The organism is Azospira sp. I09 (assembly GCF_009177135.1).
Taxonomy (GTDB): domain Bacteria; phylum Pseudomonadota; class Gammaproteobacteria; order Burkholderiales; family Rhodocyclaceae; genus Azospira; species Azospira oryzae.
Genome location: NZ_AP021844.1, coordinates 2,356,381 through 2,374,816 on the forward strand (window position 1 = coordinate 2,356,381; position 18,436 = coordinate 2,374,816).

Below are 18,436 nucleotides of genomic sequence, written 5' to 3' on the forward strand. Positions count from 1 at the left end.
CAAAGAAAAACGGCGGAAATTTCCGCCGTTTTTTATTGTCTGCGCCCACCGTGGCGGCGCAGCGCAAGGCTTACTCCCCGGACTCTTCCTCGCCCGGCTTCTTGCGCCGGTTGAAGCCGGCCACCATCTTGAACTGGTACAGGCGGCATTCCAGGGCCCCATTGTAGAGGGGCGTCTTCTTGCCCGGCTTGAGGCCGACGCCCTTGGGCAGGGCCGGGTCGGCGGTGAGGAAGTAGCAGGTCCAGCCGGCGTACTTCTGCTTGAGGGCGGTGCCCAGCTGGGGATAGAAGGCCAGCAGGTTGTCCAGCTCCTCCAGCCGCTCGCCGTAGGGCGGGTTGCAGACCATGAGGCCGGCTTCGGACGGCGGCGCCGTCTCCAGGATGTCGCCCACGGCCAGATCGACGGCCGGCAGCAGGCCGGCCCGGTCCAGGTTGGCCAGGGCCGAACGGTAGGCACTGGGGGACACGTCGCGGCCGAACAGGGTCGGCTTGCCGGCGGGCTTGCGCTCGCCCTGCACGGCGGCGTTCTTGAGGCGCTGCCACAGCTGGGCGTCGAAGCCCTTGAGGTTCTCAAAGGCGAAGCTGCGGCGGGCGCCGGGAGCGATGTTGCAGACCTGCTGGGCCGCCTCCAGGAGGAAGGTGCCGCTGCCGCACATGGGGTCCAGCAGCACGGTGCCCGGCTGCCAGCCGGCCAGACGCAGGATGCCGGCGGCCAGGTTCTCCTTCAGCGGTGCCTCCACCGTCTTCTGCCGGTAGCCCCGCTGGTAGAGGGGGGCGCCGGTGGTGTCCAGGTACAGGGTGCAGTCCTCGGCGGTGAGGAAGGCGTGGATGCGCACTTCCGGCTCCCGGGTATCCACGCTGGGGCGCTCGCCGCACTGGTCGCGGAAGACGTCGCAGACCGCGTCCTTGATGCGCAGGGTGATGAACTCCAGGCTCTTCAGGGGCGACTTGATGGCGGTGACGTATACCCGGATGGTGCGGCTGACGTCGAAATGGCGGGGCCAGTCGATCTTGCTCGCCTGCTTGTAGATGTCCTCCTCCTTCAGGTACTTGCCGAAGGAGAGCTGCAGCATGAGCCGGGTGGCGATGCGGGAGTTGAGGTTGGTGCGGTACACCGTCTCCCAGGTGCCGCGGCAGGCGACGCCGCTGGCGACGATGCGGATGTCGCTGGCGCCGGCAGCGGTGAGGTCTTCCGCCAGCAGGGCTTCCAGACCCCGGGGACAGGTTGCGAAGAGTTTGAACATGGAAGCAGCTTTCAGAAGGGTTTGAGGACGACCAGGAAGACCACGACGAAGAGGATCAGCACCGGCAGTTCGTTGAACCAGCGGAACCAGACATGGCTGCGCCGGTTGGTACCGGCGGCGAACTGCTTGAGCAGGGTGCCGCAGTAGGCGTGGTAGCCGATCAGCACCAGCACCAGGGTCAGCTTGGCGTGGAGCCAGCCGCCGGCAAAGCCGTAGCCGAGCCACAGCCAGGTGCCGAAGACCAGGGCCAGCACGCCCAGGGGGGTCATGAAGCGGAACAGCTTGCGCGCCATGAGCAGCAGCCGCTCCCGCTCCGCCGTGCTGTCCGCCGGCACCATGGCCAGATTGACGAAGATGCGCGGCAGGTAGAAGAGGCCGGCGAACCAGCTGGCGACGAGAATGATGTGCAGGGCCTTGAGGATCAGCATGGGGTTTTCTCCGAGAGGGCGGCGGCAATGCCGTCATCCACGTGGGGGTAAAGCAGGTGGTAGCGCAGTTCTTCTTTCAGGCGCCGGTTGGCCAGGCGCCGGGACTCGCTCATGAAGGACAGCTGCAGGGGCGACAGCACGGCAGCCGCCTCGGCCCGGCTCAGGCGCGGCGGCCGGGGCAGGCCGAAGGCATCCGCCACCCGGTCGAAATACTCGCCCATCTTCAGGCAGGAATCGTCGCTGGCGTTGTAGCAACGATTGGCCTGGCCCCGCACCAGGGCCGCCGCCGCCAGACCGGCCAGGTCGGCGGCGTGGATATGGTTGGTGAACACGTCGTCGGCCTCTACCAGGGCCGGGGTGCCCACCTGCAGCCGCGCCAGGGGCAGGCGGTCGGCGGCGTAGATGCCGGGGGCGCGCAGGATGCTGACCCGCACCCCGTTGTCGCGGCCCCAGCGGCGCAGGGCCTGTTCGGCGTCCAGGCGCCGCTGGCCCCGGGGGCTACGGGGGCGCGGCGGGGCGGTTTCGTCGGTGGCGGCCCCGGCCCGGTCCCCATATACCCCTGTCGTACTGATATAGGTGAGGGCCTGTGGTAGACTTTTCCGTGACTTATTTCCGCCTGCCGCCTTGCCCAGAGCGGCCAGCAAGTGCCGCGTGCGGGTATCCCGCAGGCCCCGGTCGGGCGGAGGAGCCAGGTGCAGGACCTGATCGAACACGCCGGCCAGGCGCCCCAGGGTGGACGGCCGGTCTAGGTCGCCCGCCAGCGGCACGGCGCCGGCCTGCCGCCAGCGCTGGTGCTGGGCCGGGTCCCGCAACAGGGCGAAAACGCGATAGCGCCGGAGGAGTTGGGGCAGGGCGCGCCAGGCCACATCGCCGCAACCGACAATCAATAATCTTTGCACCGCGGCATTTTAGCCGGTTCGGTGCCTTTGGAAGTCGAAAAAGGGGAACCATGAGCTTTTCCGTCACCATCGAACCCGGCCAGCACCATTTCGCGGCCGAATCCGACGAGACCATTCTGGAAGCCGCCCTGCGCCAGGGCCTGACCATGCCCTACGGCTGCCGCGACGGCGCCTGCGGCGCCTGCAAGGGCAAGGTGCTGTGCGGCGAGGTGGACCACGGCAAGTCCCAGCCCCATGCCCTCACCGAGGCCGACAAGGCCGCCGGCCTGACCCTCTTCTGCTGCGCCAAGGCCAAGACTGACCTGACCCTGGAATGCCGGGAAGTGCGTTCCGCCAGCGACATCCCGGTGAAGACCCTGCCCTCCCGCGTCGAAAAGATGGAGAAGGTGGCCGCCGACGTCATGGTGCTGCACCTGCGCCTGCCCGCCACCGAGCGCTTCCAGTTCCTCACCGGCCAGTACGTGGACATCCTGCTCAAGGACGGCAAGCGGCGCAGCTTCTCCCTGGCCAATGCGCCCCACGACGATGCCTTCCTGCAGCTGCACATCCGCCTGGTGCCCGGCGGCCTGTTCACCGAACACGTCTTCAACGGCATGAAGGAGCGGGACATCCTGCGCCTCAACGGTCCCCACGGCAGCTTCTTCCTGCGCGAGGATTCGGACAAGCCTATGATCCTGCTGGCAGGCGGCACCGGTTTCGCCCCCATCAAGGCCATCGTCGAGCACGCCCTGTATACCCAGAGCAAGCGGCCCATGGTCATCTACTGGGGCAACCGCAACAAGGCCGGCCTCTACATGGACGAGCTGCCCGCCCGTTGGGCCGCCGAACACAGCCACATCACCTATGTGCCGGTGCTTTCCGAGCCGGCCGCCACGGACGGCTGGAACGGCCGTACCGGCCTGGTGCACGAGGCCGTGATGCAGGACTTCCCGGACCTTTCCGGCCACCAGGTGTACGTCTGCGGCGCCCCGGTCATGGTGGAGGCGGCCAAGCGGGACTTCGTCGGCCGCTGCGGCCTGCCCGAGGCCGAGTTCTTCGCCGATTCCTTCACTTTCTCATCCTGATTTCCAGCCCCAGGAGGCGTCATGCCCGCCGAGGTCTTCATCACCCGCCAGCCCCTGGTCAACCGCCAGAGCAAGATCATCGCCACCCGGCTGCGTCTTTCCTTCCCGGCCGGGGTGGATCCCATGCCGGCCGCCGCCGAAGGACTGGGCGCCCTGGCCGACGTCTGGCCCCAGGGGGAGAAGTCGGTCTTCGTCAGCAGCGGCGCGCCCCTCTCGCCGGAACTGCTGAACTGGGAAATCCCCGCCAACGCCACTTTGGAGGTCCATCCCTTCGCCCTCACCACCGGCGACGGCACCCTCCTGGGCGAGTTGAAGAACCGCAATCCTTCCCTCTGTCTGGATTTCGGCGAGGATGCCGGTGAAGCCCTGGCCAGCGGCCTGCACTTCCGCTTCATCGGTTTTGACGTGGATGCCTATACCCCGGCCCAGATGGCCGCCCTGGTGGCCAAGACCCAGCAGGTGGGCATTCCCGTCGCCTTCAACGCCGACACGCCCCAGGAATTCCAGGCCTGCATGGATGCGGGCGTCTCCGCCGCCGCCGGCTGGTTCTTCAAGAACCTGACGGCACCGGCCGGCAAGACCCTCAACCCCAGCCACGCCCACATCGTGCGGGTGCTCAACCTGGTGCGCAACAACGAGGACACGGGCAAGATCGAAGCGGCCCTGAAGCAGGACGTGGCCCTCTCCTACAAGCTGCTGCGCTACATCAACTCGGTGGGCTTCGGCCTCTCCTGCGAGATCCAGTCCTTCAAGCACGCCGTCACCATCCTCGGCTACGAGAAGCTCAACAAGTGGCTCTCCCTGCTGCTGGTGACCGCCTCCAAGGACCCCATGGCCCCGGCCCTGATGCACACCGCCCTGACCCGGGCCCGCCTCATGGAGGCCCTGGGCCACGGCGTGGTGGACAAGTCCGAGTACGACAACCTGTTCATCACCGGCGCCTTCTCCCTGCTCGACCACATGCTGGGCGTGCCCATGGAACAGGTGCTGGAAGCCATGCACCTGCCCGAACCCATCAGCGAGGCCCTGCTCGGCCGCGGCGGCCTCTACGGCCCCTTCCTCGACATCGCCCTGGCCTGCGAGGACGGCGACGGCACCCGCCTGATCCAGCAGGCCGGCCTGCTGGGCCTCTCCGCCGCCCAGATCAACAAGGCCCAGCTGGAAGCCCTGAGCTTCGCCGACAAGATGGAATAAGGGCTTGCCGGCCTAGGCCGGCAAGCCCTGCGTCATCCGTCCCCATTTCCCTCCCCGACTCAGGCGGCGCCGACCTCCGCCTCGTCCGGCTGCCGCCGGCAATAGGCCAGGCAATCGGCCTCCGCCAGGGGCGGGCTGTAGTAATAGCCCTGGAAGACATGGCAGCCCAGATTGGCCAGGGCCTGCTTCTGCGCCGCCGTTTCGACGAATTCGGCGACGATGGCGATGTCCCGCGCCTGACCCAGGGCCGCTATGGCCCGGATGATGTCGCCATTGGTGGCGCTGTGCAGCACATCCCGGGTCAGGGAACCGTCGATCTTGATGACGTCGATGGCGAAGCGCCGCAGGTGCAGCAGGGAAGTGTGGCCCATGCCGAAGTCGTCCATGGCCAGCTTGAAGCCCATCCGCCCCAGGGCCTGGATGTTGCTGTCGATCACCGGGTCGTCGGGCATGACCTGGGATTCGGTGATTTCGATTTCAATCTCCGCCGGCTGCACCGGCGTCTCGGCCATGAGGCGGGCGATGCGCTCCGCGAAATCGCCGTGGGCCAACTGCAGGGGCGACACGTTGATGGCCAGGCTCAAGCCGGCAAAGCCGCTCTGGTTGAGGCGCGCCTTGAAGGCCAGGGCCTGGCGGAAGACCCACAGGCCCAGTTCGTTGATCAGCCGCCCCTCCTCCGCCAGGATCACCGCCATGGCCGGGGAGACGGAGGGGTGGGGCGCCTGGGGCCAGCGTACCAGGGCCTCGAAGCCGAGCAGCCGGTCGCGGCAGTCGTGCTTGGGCTGGTAGTGCAGCAGCAGCCGGCCATGGCGCACATCCTCCCGCAGCAGGCCCAGCACCCGCCGGCTGATGCTGCCCACTTCGTCCAGGCGCCGGATGGTGGATGTCTTGCTCGGCCGGTTGCCCAGCACCACTTCCGCCGCCCGCCGGAAGAGCCGGTCTTCCCGCGCCAGGCGCCGGGCCTCCGCCCGCCGCACGAAGGGCCAGTAAATGCCGATGCTGAGCAGCAACCCCAGCGCCTGCAGCAATACGCCCTTGATGGAACCGGTCAGCAGCCAGCCGGAGAGGAAGGGCGGAGTGGTCCACGGAATGCTGACCGGCAGCAGCTGCAGCCAGCCGGAGCTGACGGCGGCCACGGCCAGCAGGGCCAGCAGCACCGGCGTCAGGACGAAGGGCAGCAGGTAGAGGGGCGACAGCACCACGGGCAGGCCGAACAGCACCATTTCATTGATGTTGAACATGGCCGGCAGGGTCGCCACCCGGGCCACCTTGAGCAGGGAGCCGCTGCGCGACTGCAGGTAGATGGCCACCAGCAGGCCCAGGGTGGCGCCCGACCCGCCCATCAGGACGAAGGCGTCGAAGAGGGAGCGATTCACCAGGTAGCCGCCGGGCAGGTTCGGCACGGCAACGAAGAGATCGAGGCCGAAGGTGTCCAGGATGTGGCCGCCGTGGATGCCGACGAACCAGAACAGCTGGTTCACCAGGGTGACAAAGGTGATGGCCAGATAGTGGCCATGGGCGCTCTCCCTGGCGCCTGCGGCGACGCCGTCGAAGAGGGCCTGGGGTGTGGGCAGGGCGGCCAGGAAGCTGGCCACGGCCAGCACGATCAGGCCGGACACGGCGGTCGGCACGCTCAGGCGCAGGGCATTGTGCACCGCCAGGTCCGCATCCCGGGTGGCGCTGATGAGGGTCAGCCAGGAGCGGCGGGCGGCCCAGCGCATGAACTCGGCGGAGAAGAGGCCGACGCCGATGCCCACCAGCATCAGGTCGTAGCCGAGGCCGCCGTGGTGCTGGAAGATGGCCAGGGTGGCGAGCATGAAATTGATCAGGCTCGACAGGCCCACCGCCATGATCGACGGCCCGTCGTCCAACGGCTGGCCGACAGGCAGACGCTGGCGCAGGTGGATGGCCACCACGACCGCCAGGGAGAGGCCGAAGACGTCGTGGGTGCCGCCGATGATGAGGTCGAGGATGCCGGAGAAGGCCTGGCCGCTGCCGCCCAGCAGGAACTGCTGGAAGGCGGGCAGGGGAAAGTTGCGCGCCAGCACCGCCAGCACCCCGAACAGGGTCAGGGGAATCAGGGAGACGAAGGCGTCCCTGATCGAATAGATCCAGATTCTCGCGCGGCGCGACAGCTGCGATGTCATTCGGCCCCCGGGTGCCCGTTATTGGTACTGCTCGGTTCTTGTGTAGTCGGCCTCGGGCAATGCGGGAGGCTACATACAGGCGATGCCGCCAGCCCCTGCTGGTTGTGTTGGAATGGGGCCGCGGCCGGCGACAGACGGGGCCCATGGTTGCCGTGGCCCGGTCAAGCGCAGGCGTCATTATTACAAAGTCGTACCCTTTGTACATTGATGTCGTCATCGCGATGGCGGGCGGACAAAAGAAAAGGGCGCCGGATCGCAGGATCGGGCGCCCTCGTGCAACGGGCCATTCGTGGCTGCCCCAGGGCAGCGCAGCGCTTACTTCTTGGCGGGTTCGGCAGGCTTCGCTTCGGGCTTGGCGGCCTCGGCCTTTTCAGCCTTCTCGCCGGCCTGCTCGGCCTTCTTCTCCACCTTCTTGTGGCCGTGCTTCACGGCCGGCTTGGCCTCGGCCTTCGCTTCCGCCTTCACTTCGGCCTTCGGTGCTTCCACCGCGGCCTTGGCCGGTGCAGCGGCAGGCGCCGCAGGAGTGGCGGGGGTGGCCGGCGTGGCGGGAGCCTGGGCGAAAGCGGTACCGAAAGCAGCGAAGAGGGCAACAGCGATGAGGTTCTTGGTCATTTCTCTATCTCCTGAAATTTGGCTTGTCCTTCCGGTCGCGAAACCATTTCGCTCCCTTGAGGGCAATAACGCCAACCACCAACTTCCGGTTTGCAGGTGAACGGTAACTCCCCGTAACGCCGTGTAACGCGGCCGGGAGCAGGGTACTGCGTCAATTTGTCGCAGCGCCGCCAGGAGCGCCTTCATTACCATGGCGCCTTGACCAAGCTCGGCGACCGCCGGTCGCCCATTCGTCCCAGCCCGTGCGCATCCTTCCGTTTCTCGCCCTGCTGTTCCTGCTGGGCGCCTGCCAGCCCGCCGCCGAATCCCGGGGCACGGGCGCGCCCGTCGAATTTCATCTGCAGACTGCCGCCGGACCCCTCGACGGCCCCGCCGCCGACGGCCAGGTGCGCCTGCTTTTCTTCGGCTACACCAACTGCCCCGATCTTTCGCCCACGGCCCTGGCCACCGGCGCCCAGGCCCTCAACGGCCTGACCCCGGCGGAACGGGAGCGGGTGCGCCTGGTCCTGGTGACGGTGGACCCGGAGCGGGATACACCCACCACCCTGCAAGGCTATACGGCCTTCTTCCACCCCCTGCTGGTGGGCGCCAGCGCCACGCCGGAGCAGACCATCGCCCTGGCCAAGGCGCTCGGCACCGGCTTCGAGAAGCAGGCGCCACGCCCCGACGGCAGCTACTTCGTGGACCACAGCGGCAGCAGCTACCTGCTCGACGGCAGCGGCCGCCTGGCCGCCACCCTGCCCGCCGGCGCCTCGCCCCAGGAGATGGTGGCCGCCATCCGGAGCCTGTTGTGACGCAGCGCCCCTCGGCCCGCTTCGGCGCCTTCCTGGCCGTGCTGCTGTTGCTGTTCCTGGCCATGCTGGCCGACGCCCGTCGAATGGCGCCGCCGCGGCAGCAGGAGCAGGCCGCACGGGCCGCCCTGGTGCAGCAGCTGGGCCTGAGCGACCTGGCCCTGTTCACCGAGGCCCGCTACACCCGGCACCTGTCCCTGGCCGATCTCCATTCGCCGTTCCAGGACCATCCCCTGGCCCTGGACCACTTCCCCTCCGGCTCCGTCGTGCCGCCGCCCCCCGCCCGTCTGCCCCACTATGCGCCCCTGGATCGAGAAACAACGCTACCTGATTGACTACACCCTGGCCGCCCTGGCCCGGCGCAAGGCCCGCAACCTGGGCCTGCTGGCGGTCTATGCCCTGCTGGTGTTCATGCTGGCCTCGGTCTCCCTCTTCGGTCAGGCCCTGCGCCAGGAAGCAGCGGCGGTGCTGGCCGACTCGCCGGAGGTGATCCTGCAGCGCCTGGTGGCGGGGCGCCACGACCTGATCCCGCCGGGCTACCTGGAGAAGATCGGCCGCATCCGCGGCGTGCAGCACCAGCAGGGGCGCCTGTGGGGCTACTACTACGATCCGGTGAGCAAGGCCAACTACACCCTGCTGGTGCCGGCCGCAGATGCGCCGGCACCAGGCCATCTGCGCCTGGGCGCCACCCTGGCCCGGGAGCGGGGCCTGCAGGCGGGCCAGCCCCTGTCCCTGCGCTCCTACGGCGGCAAGCTGTTCACCTTCACCGTGGACGAGGTGCTGCCGGCCAGCAGCGAACTCATCAGCGCCGACCTGGTCCTGCTCGGCGAGGCCGATTTCCGCGCCTTCTTCGACTACCCGGCCGGCCACTACACGGACATCGCCCTGTCGGTAGCCAATCCCCAGGAGGTGCGCAACGTGGCGGCCAAGCTCAGCGCCGCCCTGCCCGACGCCCGCCCCATCCTGCGCGAGGAGATGCGCCGCACCTACGCCAGCCTGCTGGACTGGCGCGAGGGCATCGCCCTGGCCCTGCTGGCGGCGGCCCTGCTGGCCTTTGCCATCCTGGCCTGGGAGAAGGCGTCCGGCCTTTCCGCCGACGAGCGGCGGGAGATTGGCATCCTCAAGGCCATCGGCTGGGAGACCGGGGACGTGCTGCGCATGAAGCTGTGGGAAGGCCTGCTGATTTCCTTCAGCGCCTTCCTCCTCGGCCTGGTGGGGGCCTATGTCCATGTCTTCCACTTCGGCGCCCGCCTCTTCGAGCCGGTGCTGAAGGGCTGGGCGGTGCTTTATCCCCGCTTCACCCTGGCGCCCCAGCTGGACGGCCTGCAGCTGTTCACCCTCTTCTTCTTCACCGTGGTGCCCTACACCGCCGCCGTGCTGGTGCCCATCTGGCGCGCCGCCATCATCGATCCCGACGCGGCCATGCGCGGCTGACCGGGGGACCTGCCATGATCCAGCTCACCGACATCCACAAGGCCTTCAACCAGGGCCAGCACAACGAATACTGGGCCCTCTCCGGCATCGACCTGGAGCTTGAGGCCCGGCGCGTCACCGCCTTCCAGGGCCCCAGCGGCTCGGGCAAGACCAGCCTGCTGACCATCGTCGGCTGCCTGGCCCGCCCCACCCGGGGCCGGGTGCGCCTGCACGGGGAAGACATTTCCGGCCTGCCGGAGCGCTTCCTCACGGAAATCCGCCGCCGCACCTTCGGCTTCGTCTTCCAGCAGTTCAACCTGATCCGTGGCCTCTCGGCCCTGGACAACGTAATGCTGCCGGCCTACCCGGAGGGCAAGCCCCACGCCGAACTGCTGCAGCGGGCCGAGACCCTGTTGGAGCGCCTGCAGCTGGGCCACCGCCGCCATGCCCGGGTGGAGTGGCTGTCCGGCGGCGAGCAGCAGCGGGTGGCCATCGCCCGGGCCCTGATCAACGACCCCGCAGTGATCATCGCCGACGAGCCCACGGCCAATCTGGACACCACCCTGTCCAAGCAGTTTCTCGCCATCCTGGAGGAGCTCAGCGGCGAGGGCCGCACGGTGCTGCTGACCAGCCACGACCCCCTGGTGATCAAGTCCAGCGCGGTGCACCGGGTGGTGGGCCTGCGCGACGGCCGCCTCTGCGAGGATTGAGCCATGCTCTTCCAGCCCTCGGTCATCGCCCTGCTCCTGGCGGCCACCCTGTCCCTGGTGATGGTGGCCGCCGCCGCCCCCTTCGCCTGGCAGATCCTGCGCCGCTGGGACCTGGGCAGCGGCAGCGAACTGCAGCTGCAACTGGAGCGGCGCACCTATCTCTTCTCCACCCTGGCCGCCTTCGTCTGCGCCAGCCAGCTGCTGGCCCTGCTGCTCTTCGTGTTCACCGCCGACCGGCTCTCCGCCATGTTCGTCGGCGCCATGTGCGCCGTCGGCGCCCTCAACGCGGATGCCTGGGGCTTTCCCGCCCTGCTGCTGCAGGTGGCCCTGTTCTTCCTCGCCGCCCTGTGGCTGGTGCTGAACCACGTGGACACCCGGGCCCGCAACTACCCCCTGGTGCGCCTCAAGTACGCCCTGCTGCTGGGCCTGACGCCCCTGCTGGCCCTCTCGGCCTGGCTGCAATGGTCCTATTTCCGCGGCCTCAAGGCAGACATCATCACCTCCTGCTGCGGCAGCCTCTTCTCCGGCGACAGCAACCATGGCGTCGCCGGGGAAATGGCGGGACTGGCGCCCCTGCCGGCCATGCTGTGGTTCTACGGCAGCCTCGGCCTGGCCGCCCTGCTCACCGCCTGGCACGCCTGGAGCGGCCGCCTCGGCCTCCTGGCCGGGCTCAGCAGCGGCGCCGCCTTCGTCGGCGGCATCGGCGGCATCGTTTCCTTCCTCTCGCTCTACCTCTACGAGCACCCCCACCACCACTGCCCCTTCTGCATCCTCAAGCCCGAGTACGACTACCAGGGCTACGCCCTCTACCTGCCCCTGTTCGCCGCCACGGCGGCCGGCATGGGCAGCGGCGTGCTGCAACTGGTGCGCCGGGTGCGAGGCCTGGAGCAGATCGCCCCGGCCGCCTCGCGCCGCCTGGCGACGGTGGCGGCCTGGGGCTTCGGCCTGCTGCTGTGCCTGGCCGCCGGCATGATGGCCGGCTCCCGGCTGGTGCTGCTGGAACCCTGAACGGCGCGCCTCAGCTAGCGGCGCCGTCCTTCTTGCGACGTAGCCGCTCCTGGTCATTGCGGTAGCGGCGACCCAACTGCTCCGCCTTCTCCGCCATGGACGCGGCCAGGGCCTCGTCGAAGGTGGCCAGCTCGCCGCCCTGCTCCTGGCGCACCCGCTGGGCCGCCACCGGATCGGCAAAGACGTACTTGCTGCGCCGGGTCATGGTGCCCGGCAGGCGACTGCCCAGCAGATAGGTGGCGGCGGCGACATCCACCAGGGGCTTGGGCTCGCCGTCGGCGCCGTAATCGGGCCCGTAGATGGCCTTGAAGCCCCGCCGCCGCTCCCGCAGCATCATCTCGGCCGTGCATTCCAGGGAGCAGGTGCCGTCCACGTGATCGTCGGCGTAATGGGTCAGGTGACGGGCGTAATGGAAGCGACGCCGGTCCATGTTGCAGACGACGCAGCGGGGATACTTTTCCAGCTCGTGGTCCAGGGGCGCCGGGTCGGCGCCGGGCTCGGCACCGCGGCCGGCAGCAGGCTCGGCCGCCTCGGCCTGCCCCACCACCGTCAGCGCCAGCAGGCCCTTGAAAAGGGTACGGCGATCCATATGCATTCCTCCAGGCAGAAGGACCGGGAGGGCTGCCCGGTCCCGGGGTTGCTCAGTAGCGGGCGCGGAAGGTCAGCATCAGGTTGCGCGGCTCGCCGTAGAAGTTGTAGGCGGTGAAGGTGCCCACCGTGGCGTAGTAGTTCCGGTCGAAGAGATTGTTGGCGGCCAGGCTGACCGAGTAGTTCTTGTCGATCTGGTAACCAACCAGGGCATTGACCACGGCGTAGCCGCCCTGGGTCTCCACATTGCGGTTGCCGCGGGAACTGCCGGCGCCGCTGCTGACGATGGTGCCCAGCCCCAGGTTGAGGCCCCGCAGGCTGTCCTGGTTGAAGCGGTAGTTGGCCCACAGTTTGAGGCTGTCCCGCGGCGACTGGATGGAGTACTCCTTGCCCTGCAGGGTCCGGTCCGACAGGTAACGGGTTTCCAGGCGGGTATAGCCCGCCATCAGTTCCAGGCCGGCCATGGGGCTGCCACTGACTTCGGCTTCCCAGCCCTTGCTCTCGATTTCCCCGGCGTTCAGGTAATAGGGCGTCGAGGCGGCAGGGTAGGCCGGGTCCCGGTAGGCCCGGTTCTTGTCCCGGATGTTGAAGAAAGCCAGGGAAGCATTGAGGCGGCCGTCAAAGAACTCACCCTTGCTGCCGACCTCGTACTGCTTGCCGACGCGGGGATCCAGGGCGTTGCCGTCGGCCTTCAGCTGGGTCTGGGGCACGAAGATGTCCGCGTAGCTGCCGTAGAGGGAAATCTGCCGGGTCACATCCACGATCAGGCCGCCGTAGGGCGTGAACTGGTTATTGGCCTGGGCACCGTCACGCCAGGCGGATTGGGTGGACGGGGAAACGTTACGGCTCTTGGCCTTGAAGTTGGTGGCCCGGCCGCCCAGCACCAGGGTCACCGGGTCCGCCAGGCTGAGGCGCAGCTGGGAATAGACGCCGGACTGGGCCCGCTCGCTTTCGCTGCCGGAGGTGTAGGTAAAGGAAGGCTCCGGCAACGACGCGGCATCGGCCAGGGAAACGTTGGCCACGGTGGACGCACTGCCGCTCTTGCTGCGGCTGTTGTAGACCTCCGCATTGACCCCCAGCAGCAGGTTGTGGGTCCGCCCGAAGAGGTCGAAGGGACCATTGATGAAGGCATCCAGGCCATCCCGCCGGTCGTCGCTGGTGTATTGGCTGCGGTTGTAGGCATCCACGGTGCCGGTGGCCCGGTTCACCCCAGAGCTGGGCCAGGCATCCTTGGAGAAGGAATTCTGGGTGCGGTGGCTGTAGGACGCCTTGGCCACCCATTTGTTGGCAAAGCGATGCTCGACGCTGGCCGAGGTTTCCTCGGTGTAGTAGCTGTAGACCACCCAGTCCGGCACCACGTTGGTGGAACGGTCCACCTTGAGGAAATTGCCGTCCTTGTATTTGGGCAGGCCGGAGGAAGGCGCCTTGCTGCGGCTGTCCTGGGCGGCAAAGGAGAGGGACAGGGTGGTGGCGGGGGAGAGATCGTATTCCAGGGCGCCGAAGGCCAGCCATTTGTTGGTGCGGGCCCGGTCGTAGTAGTACTGGCGATCCTCGTCGCTGACCACCAGCCGGCCCCGCAGGCTGCGCTCCGCGTTGAGGGGCGCGGTGATGTCGCCCTCGACCCGGTTGTTGTTCCAGGAGCCGGTGGAGGCCGTGACGGCGGCGGCGAAGGTATCCCGGGGGCGCTTCTTCACCAGATTCACCACCCCGCCGGGTTCGCTGGTGCCCTGCAGGATGCCGGCCGGACCGCGCAGCACCTCGACCCGGTCGTACAGGGCCAGGTCGAACTGGTGCACCGCCGTCAGGCCCGAGTAGGAAGGCACCCCGTCCTGCATCACGCCCAGGGTGAAACCCCGGGACAGGTACTGGGACTGGGTGGTGTCATTGGCGATGACATTGACCCCGGTCACCTGCTGCAGGGCATCCACCATGGTGACCATGCCCTGGTCGTCCATCTGCTGCCGGGTGAGGACGGACACCGACTGGGAAATCTCCCGCGGCGTCAGGGCCACCTTGCTGGCCACGGTGGCGGCGGCGGCCGCATAGGTGCCGCTGCCTTCGGTTTCGGCCCGCAGGCGCTGGCCGTGCACCAGCACCTCCGGCAGCACATTGCCCGAGCGGCTGCGCCGCTGGATCACGTAGCTCCCCGGGGCGGTGCTGTGGAAGACGAAGTCCGTGTCCTGCAGCAGCTTCTGCAGCGCCGCTTCCGGCGTCAGGCTGCCTTGCAGGCCACGGCTGCGGGCGCTCTGCAGTTCCGCCGCGTCGAACAGGATCTGGATGCCCGTCTGCCCGGCCAGACCCTGCAGGGCCTCGGCCAGGGGCTGGGGCGCCAGGTCCAGCGTACGCGCCCCCTGGGCCCATGAGTTCCCCGCCACGGCTGCCGTCACCAGCGCCACCATCCCCATCATTTTTTTCATTGCTCGCCTTTCACTCACTGAGACTCCGGCTGTTTGCCGGCATGGGGAGTGAGACGTTGGCGCAATGAAAACCCTGACACGGGTGGGCAAAAATATTTATTCCGCACCGCCGCGGCGCAGCAGATAGGTGCGGTCCCGGCCCTCTTCCCGGGCCAGGGGATAGAGCAGCAGCAGGGCGTCGAGCAGCCCCTCCCGGTCCGCCATACGGAAGCTGCCGCTGATGCGTAGTTCCGCCAGGGAGGGGTCCTGCAGCAGCACCGGACGCTCGTGCTGGCGATTGACCTGCGCCAGTGCCTGGGCCAGGGGCGTGGCCTGGAAAATCCAGCGCCCATCGAGCCAGGGCGCCACCTGCCCCGGGGCCACCGGCTGCACTGCGCTGCAGCCCTGGGGCCCGTGCTGCCATTGCTGGCCGCCCCCGATGGCCACGGGGGCGGCGCCGAGATGGGCTTCCACCCTGCCTTCCAGCACCCGCACCGTGAGGGACTGGCGCTCCCGGCTGACGGCGAAGGTGGTGCCGATGTCCCGCAGGGTGGCGGCGCCGGCCTGGACCGAGAAGGGCCGGGCATCGGCGGCGACGACGAAGCGGGCCTCGCCCCGCTCCAGGAAGAGGCGGCGCTGGTGCTGCGAATACTGGATGCGCAGGACGGTGTCGGCGTTGAGGTCGAGCCGGCTGCCGTCCGCCAGCAGCTCGCTGCGCATTTCGCCCACCGCGGTCTGCAGGCACTCCTGGCGGTCCATGGCCGGCAGGCCGAGCAGGGCGCCGCAACAGGCGAGGCCGGCCAGCCCGGCGGCCAGGGACTGGCGCCGGCTGCGGGGCTTGAGGCCGTCGAGCTGGGACCACAGTTCCTGGAAGCGGGCGTACTCCCGGGAATGGCGGGGGTCGGCGGCCAACCAGGCCTCGAAGCGGCGCTGCTCGGCAGCGGAGCATTCCGGCCGCTGCAGGCGCAGCAGCCAGCCCGCCGCCTGCTCCAGCACCGCCGGCAGGGGCTGGTCTTCAGGGGGCGTGCCGCAGGCGGACATGGTCAGTGCAGGCACAGGCGCAGCTGCACCAGGGCCCGGATCAGGTGTTTTTCGATGGCATTGACGCTGATGCCGTATTCCCGTGCCAGGTCGGCCTGGCGGCAGCCGTCGAACTTGTGGCGCAGGAACACCTCGCGGCAGCGGGGCGGCAGCTGTTCCACCGCCGCCGCCAGGCGGGCCAGGGTCTGCCGGGCGCTGGCCACCTGCTCCGGACCGGGGCGGGGGCAGGCCTGTTCGGCGCAGTCTTCCAGGGGCAGGATTTCCCGGGGGCGACCAGCCTGGGCCCGGTAGTGGTCCACCGCCAGGTTGGCGGCGATGCGATAGAGGAAGGCCCGGGGATTGCGGATGGCGTCCTTGCCGTCGCTCAGCATCATGCGCAGGAAGGTTTCCTGGGCCAGTTCCCGGGCGACTTCCCGGCAGGCCACCCGCTGGGCCAGGTAATGGCGCAGTTCGGCGACGTGCTGCAGGTAGAGATGGGCGAGCGCTTCACCACCGAGCATGGGTGGCTATCCATTAGGGCATAGAAAGAAGATCGCCATGCTAGAGCACGCCCCGCCCCGCACAAATGCGACATAGGGTCGCACTACCGCCCGCAGAGCCAGGCAGGGCGCGGCAATTTGCCGCACTCCGGCACTTTCGCCAACGCTTATATTCGGGGTCTGTTTTTCAGCAAGGGAGATAAGAAATGGATCGTCGCCAACTATTGAAGCTGTCCCTGGCCGCCGGCGCCGGGCTCGCCGCCACCACCGGCACCAGCCAGGCCGCCGCCTGCGACACGGACCGCACGCCCCAGCAGTTCATTCCCAAGACCGGGGTCGATGCCAATCCGCTGGACAAGGAATTCGAGAAGTATCCCAAGTGTCCCTACTGCGGCATGGACCGCAAGGAACACCACAAGGCCCGCATGCTGGTGCAGTACAGCGACGACCTGGCCGACGGCGTCTGCTCCATCCACTGTCTGAGCCTCAGCCTGGGCCTCAACATCGACCGGGAACCGAAGCAGATCTGGGGCCCCGACTATGGCTCCGCCGCCGAACCCCGGCCCCTGGTGCCGGTGGACAACCTGGTCTATCTCATCGGCGCCGACCTCAAGCACGCCATGACCAAGCGCAGCAAGCATTCCTTCGCCACCCCCAGCGTGGCCAAGGAATTCCAGGCCAAGTACGGCGGCAGCCTGGGCAACTTCAACGATGCCCTGCGCGAAGCCTATCTGGACATGGCCGGCGACGTGGCCATGATCCGCAGGAACCGGGAAGAACGCCGGCGCAAGGCCGCCCAGGCCAAGGGCTGAGATGGGACGCCGCCTCCTGGCGGCCTGGCTGCTCTGCGCCTGGATGGGTATCCAGGCCGCAGCGGCAGCCGCCGCGCCGCCCGCCAAGCCCGGTCCCCGGGACACCTGCCCGGTCTGCGGCATGCTGGTTTCCAAGTATCCCAACTGGGTCGCCGTGGTGCAGTGGAAGGACGGCCATGTGCATTTCTTCGACGGCGCCAAGGACATGTTCAAGTTCCTCCAGGACCTGCCCAAATACGCCCCGGGCCACCGCCCCGGCGACATCGAGGCCATCCTGGTGACCGACTTCTACAACCTGCGCCGCATTGATGCCCGCAAGGCCCTGTTCGTCCTCGGCTCCGACGTGCTCGGTCCCATGGGTCACGAACTGGTGCCCCAGGCCGACCGGCTGGATGCGGAAGAATTTCTCAAGGACCACAAGGGCAAGCGCATCGTGGACTTCGGCCAGGTGACCCCGGCCCTGATCCGCCAGCTGGACGCCGACTGAAACCGGCCGGACTCAGGGGGCGGCGCGCCGTCCCCTGATCACGCTGCCCACCATGGTCAGCACGAACAGCAGCAGGGCCAGACCGTTGCCGGCGCCGCCCCAGGGCCGCAGCCCCGATTCGGGCAGCAGGTCGCCCAGCAGGCGCAGGGCCAGGCTGCCGTGCAGCACCAGCAGGGGCCCGTAGAACACCGGGTGGTAGGGAATCTGCACCCGGGCCACGGCGGGGAAGATGATCGGCGCGTGGCCGAACACCATGGAAAAGACAAAGCCCACCAGCAGGGCATGCAGGGCTGCGTCGTAGTGGGGCCCGCTGCCGCTGAGGGCGCCGCCGCCGAGCAGCAGGCCGCCACCCAGGGCCAGCCAGAAATATCCCAACAACAGACACACCGCGATGAAGCGGGTCAGACCCTGCTGCTTCACCGTGCGCCGGGCAATGTCCTGTTTCAACAACCACAGGGCCAGGGCCAGCAGGCCGAGCCCGGCCAGGGCCGTGCCCGCGTCCGGCAGCAGGGGCGTCAGCAGCGCCCCCAGCAGCACCAGGGCCATGAACAGGGCGAAGAAGCGCTGCGCCAGGGGCGATGGCGGCAGGAAGCGGGAAAGCTCCAGGCGCTCGCCGGCAATGGTCAGGGCCAGGAAGGCGACCCAGGCGATCACCACCCGGGGCACCGGGAAGCCGGCCAGCCACAGGCCGTTGCCCAGCAGCCAGGAAGCAGCGCCCAGGGCCAGGGTCAGGTTGTGCAGGGCAGGCTGCTGCCGCCACACCCGCAGGGAGGCCAGCAGCAGGATGGCGGCAGCGCCGCAGGCCAGGCCGCCTGCCACCGCCGGCGGTGCGCCGAGCAGCAGGGCCAGGCCGGCAGCGCCGGCCAGGGCCGGCCCCAGGTAGGCCCAGCCGGTGGCCAGGGCCACCGCCCGTTCCAGGGCGATGACGGTGCCGAAGAAGGCGCTGACCATGAGGGGGCCGTGGAAGGCGGCGCCCTGGGCCGCCAGGGAGGCGGGCAGGGGAAAGGCCCAGCCCAGGCGCCACAGGCCGCCGCCGACGCCGACCAGAAGGGCAGCCATGGCCAGCAGCAGCAGGGGCAGGCGTTGCAGGGGACGCAGGCCGCCCCGGTGGGGGGCATTCATGG

Annotated in this window: 19 protein-coding genes; 9 read left to right on the forward strand and 10 right to left on the reverse strand. The window is 68.6% G+C overall.

Annotation, left to right across the window (positions count from 1 at the left end; all coding sequences use genetic code 11):
- Positions 1-70: 70 nt before the first annotated feature.
- Genes AZSP09_RS11010 through AZSP09_RS11020 form a run of 3 tightly spaced genes read right to left on the reverse strand, consistent with a single transcriptional unit; the run spans position 71 to position 2,570 of the window.
- Positions 71-1,243, reverse strand: a complete 1,173-nt coding sequence (locus tag AZSP09_RS11010; protein WP_152090058.1) for a THUMP domain-containing class I SAM-dependent RNA methyltransferase — start codon at positions 1,241-1,243, stop codon at positions 71-73.
- Positions 1,244-1,254: 11 nt separating this feature from the next.
- Entirely contained in the window at positions 1,255-1,671 is a 417-nt protein-coding gene (locus tag AZSP09_RS11015; RefSeq protein WP_014235718.1) for a CopD family protein, read from the reverse strand.
- Positions 1,665-2,570: an NAD-dependent epimerase/dehydratase family protein gene (locus tag AZSP09_RS11020; RefSeq protein WP_152090059.1), complete on the reverse strand. Its 906-nt coding sequence runs from the start codon at positions 2,568-2,570 to the stop codon at positions 1,665-1,667. The genes AZSP09_RS11015 and AZSP09_RS11020 overlap by 7 nt, the downstream gene beginning before the upstream one ends.
- A gap of 50 nt (positions 2,571-2,620) precedes the next feature.
- Between AZSP09_RS11020 and AZSP09_RS11025 the strand changes: the two genes are divergently transcribed.
- Both AZSP09_RS11025 and AZSP09_RS11030 read left to right on the forward strand, forming a co-directional pair.
- A complete protein-coding gene (locus AZSP09_RS11025) occupies positions 2,621-3,634 on the forward strand; it encodes a CDP-6-deoxy-delta-3,4-glucoseen reductase (protein ID WP_152090060.1) in 1,014 nt (337 codons plus the stop codon).
- Between the two features lie 21 nt (positions 3,635-3,655).
- On the forward strand, positions 3,656-4,828 hold the full coding sequence (locus tag AZSP09_RS11030; protein ID WP_014235721.1) for an EAL and HDOD domain-containing protein: 1,173 nt from the start codon (positions 3,656-3,658) through the stop codon (positions 4,826-4,828).
- A 59-nt stretch (positions 4,829-4,887) separates the two neighbouring features.
- Here AZSP09_RS11030 and AZSP09_RS11035 read toward each other — a convergent pair whose 3' ends face one another.
- Entirely contained in the window at positions 4,888-6,975 is a 2,088-nt protein-coding gene (locus tag AZSP09_RS11035; protein ID WP_152090061.1) for an EAL domain-containing protein, read from the reverse strand.
- Positions 6,976-7,290: 315 nt separating this feature from the next.
- On the reverse strand, positions 7,291-7,587 hold the full coding sequence (locus AZSP09_RS11040) for a hypothetical protein (RefSeq protein ID WP_014235723.1): 297 nt from the start codon (positions 7,585-7,587) through the stop codon (positions 7,291-7,293).
- Positions 7,588-7,829: 242 nt separating this feature from the next.
- On the opposite strand from AZSP09_RS11040, the gene AZSP09_RS11045 reads away from it, so the two are divergent.
- From AZSP09_RS11045 to AZSP09_RS11065, 5 genes are read left to right on the forward strand one after another with little or no spacing between them, the layout of a single operon-like run.
- Positions 7,830-8,381 (forward strand): SCO family protein, encoded by a 552-nt coding sequence (locus tag AZSP09_RS11045; RefSeq protein WP_152090062.1) that lies wholly within the window; start codon positions 7,830-7,832, stop codon positions 8,379-8,381.
- Positions 8,378-8,713, forward strand: coding sequence for a hypothetical protein (locus AZSP09_RS11050; RefSeq protein WP_152090063.1), 336 nt, complete (start codon positions 8,378-8,380; stop codon positions 8,711-8,713). The genes AZSP09_RS11045 and AZSP09_RS11050 overlap by 4 nt, the downstream gene beginning before the upstream one ends.
- Entirely contained in the window at positions 8,676-9,812 is a 1,137-nt protein-coding gene (locus tag AZSP09_RS11055) for an ABC transporter permease (protein ID WP_152090064.1), read from the forward strand. Before AZSP09_RS11050 ends, AZSP09_RS11055 begins: the two co-directional genes overlap by 38 nt.
- A 14-nt stretch (positions 9,813-9,826) precedes the next feature.
- Positions 9,827-10,501 (forward strand): ABC transporter ATP-binding protein, encoded by a 675-nt coding sequence (locus AZSP09_RS11060; RefSeq protein WP_152090065.1) that lies wholly within the window; start codon positions 9,827-9,829, stop codon positions 10,499-10,501.
- 3 nt (positions 10,502-10,504) lie between these two features.
- Positions 10,505-11,509, forward strand: a complete 1,005-nt coding sequence (locus tag AZSP09_RS11065) for a hypothetical protein (RefSeq protein ID WP_152090066.1) — start codon at positions 10,505-10,507, stop codon at positions 11,507-11,509.
- 10 nt (positions 11,510-11,519) lie between these two features.
- On the opposite strand, the gene AZSP09_RS11070 is transcribed toward AZSP09_RS11065, so the two are convergent.
- The 4 genes from AZSP09_RS11070 to AZSP09_RS11085 form a co-directional block, all read right to left on the reverse strand.
- Positions 11,520-12,098, reverse strand: coding sequence for a nitrous oxide reductase accessory protein NosL (locus AZSP09_RS11070; RefSeq protein WP_152090067.1), 579 nt, complete (start codon positions 12,096-12,098; stop codon positions 11,520-11,522).
- 52 nt (positions 12,099-12,150) lie between these two features.
- Complete coding sequence (locus AZSP09_RS11075) at positions 12,151-14,514, reverse strand: TonB-dependent siderophore receptor (protein ID WP_152090068.1); 2,364 nt, start codon at positions 14,512-14,514, stop codon at positions 12,151-12,153.
- A 96-nt stretch (positions 14,515-14,610) separates the two neighbouring features.
- On the reverse strand, positions 14,611-15,549 hold the full coding sequence (locus AZSP09_RS11080; protein WP_152090069.1) for a FecR family protein: 939 nt from the start codon (positions 15,547-15,549) through the stop codon (positions 14,611-14,613).
- On the reverse strand, positions 15,537-16,034 hold the full coding sequence (locus AZSP09_RS11085; RefSeq protein WP_152090070.1) for an RNA polymerase sigma factor: 498 nt from the start codon (positions 16,032-16,034) through the stop codon (positions 15,537-15,539). Before AZSP09_RS11085 ends, AZSP09_RS11080 begins: the two co-directional genes overlap by 13 nt.
- A gap of 185 nt (positions 16,035-16,219) precedes the next feature.
- Between AZSP09_RS11085 and AZSP09_RS11090 the strand changes: the two genes are divergently transcribed.
- On the forward strand, positions 16,220-16,825 hold the full coding sequence (locus AZSP09_RS11090) for a nitrous oxide reductase accessory protein NosL (protein WP_152090071.1): 606 nt from the start codon (positions 16,220-16,222) through the stop codon (positions 16,823-16,825).
- A 1-nt stretch (position 16,826) separates the two neighbouring features.
- Complete coding sequence (locus AZSP09_RS11095; RefSeq protein ID WP_152090072.1) at positions 16,827-17,312, forward strand: nitrous oxide reductase accessory protein NosL; 486 nt, start codon at positions 16,827-16,829, stop codon at positions 17,310-17,312.
- A 12-nt stretch (positions 17,313-17,324) separates the two neighbouring features.
- Here the strand turns inward: AZSP09_RS11095 and AZSP09_RS11100 are convergent, their stop codons facing one another.
- Positions 17,325-18,434: a hypothetical protein gene (locus AZSP09_RS11100; protein ID WP_152090073.1), complete on the reverse strand. Its 1,110-nt coding sequence runs from the start codon at positions 18,432-18,434 to the stop codon at positions 17,325-17,327.
- Positions 18,435-18,436 lie beyond the last annotated feature (2 nt).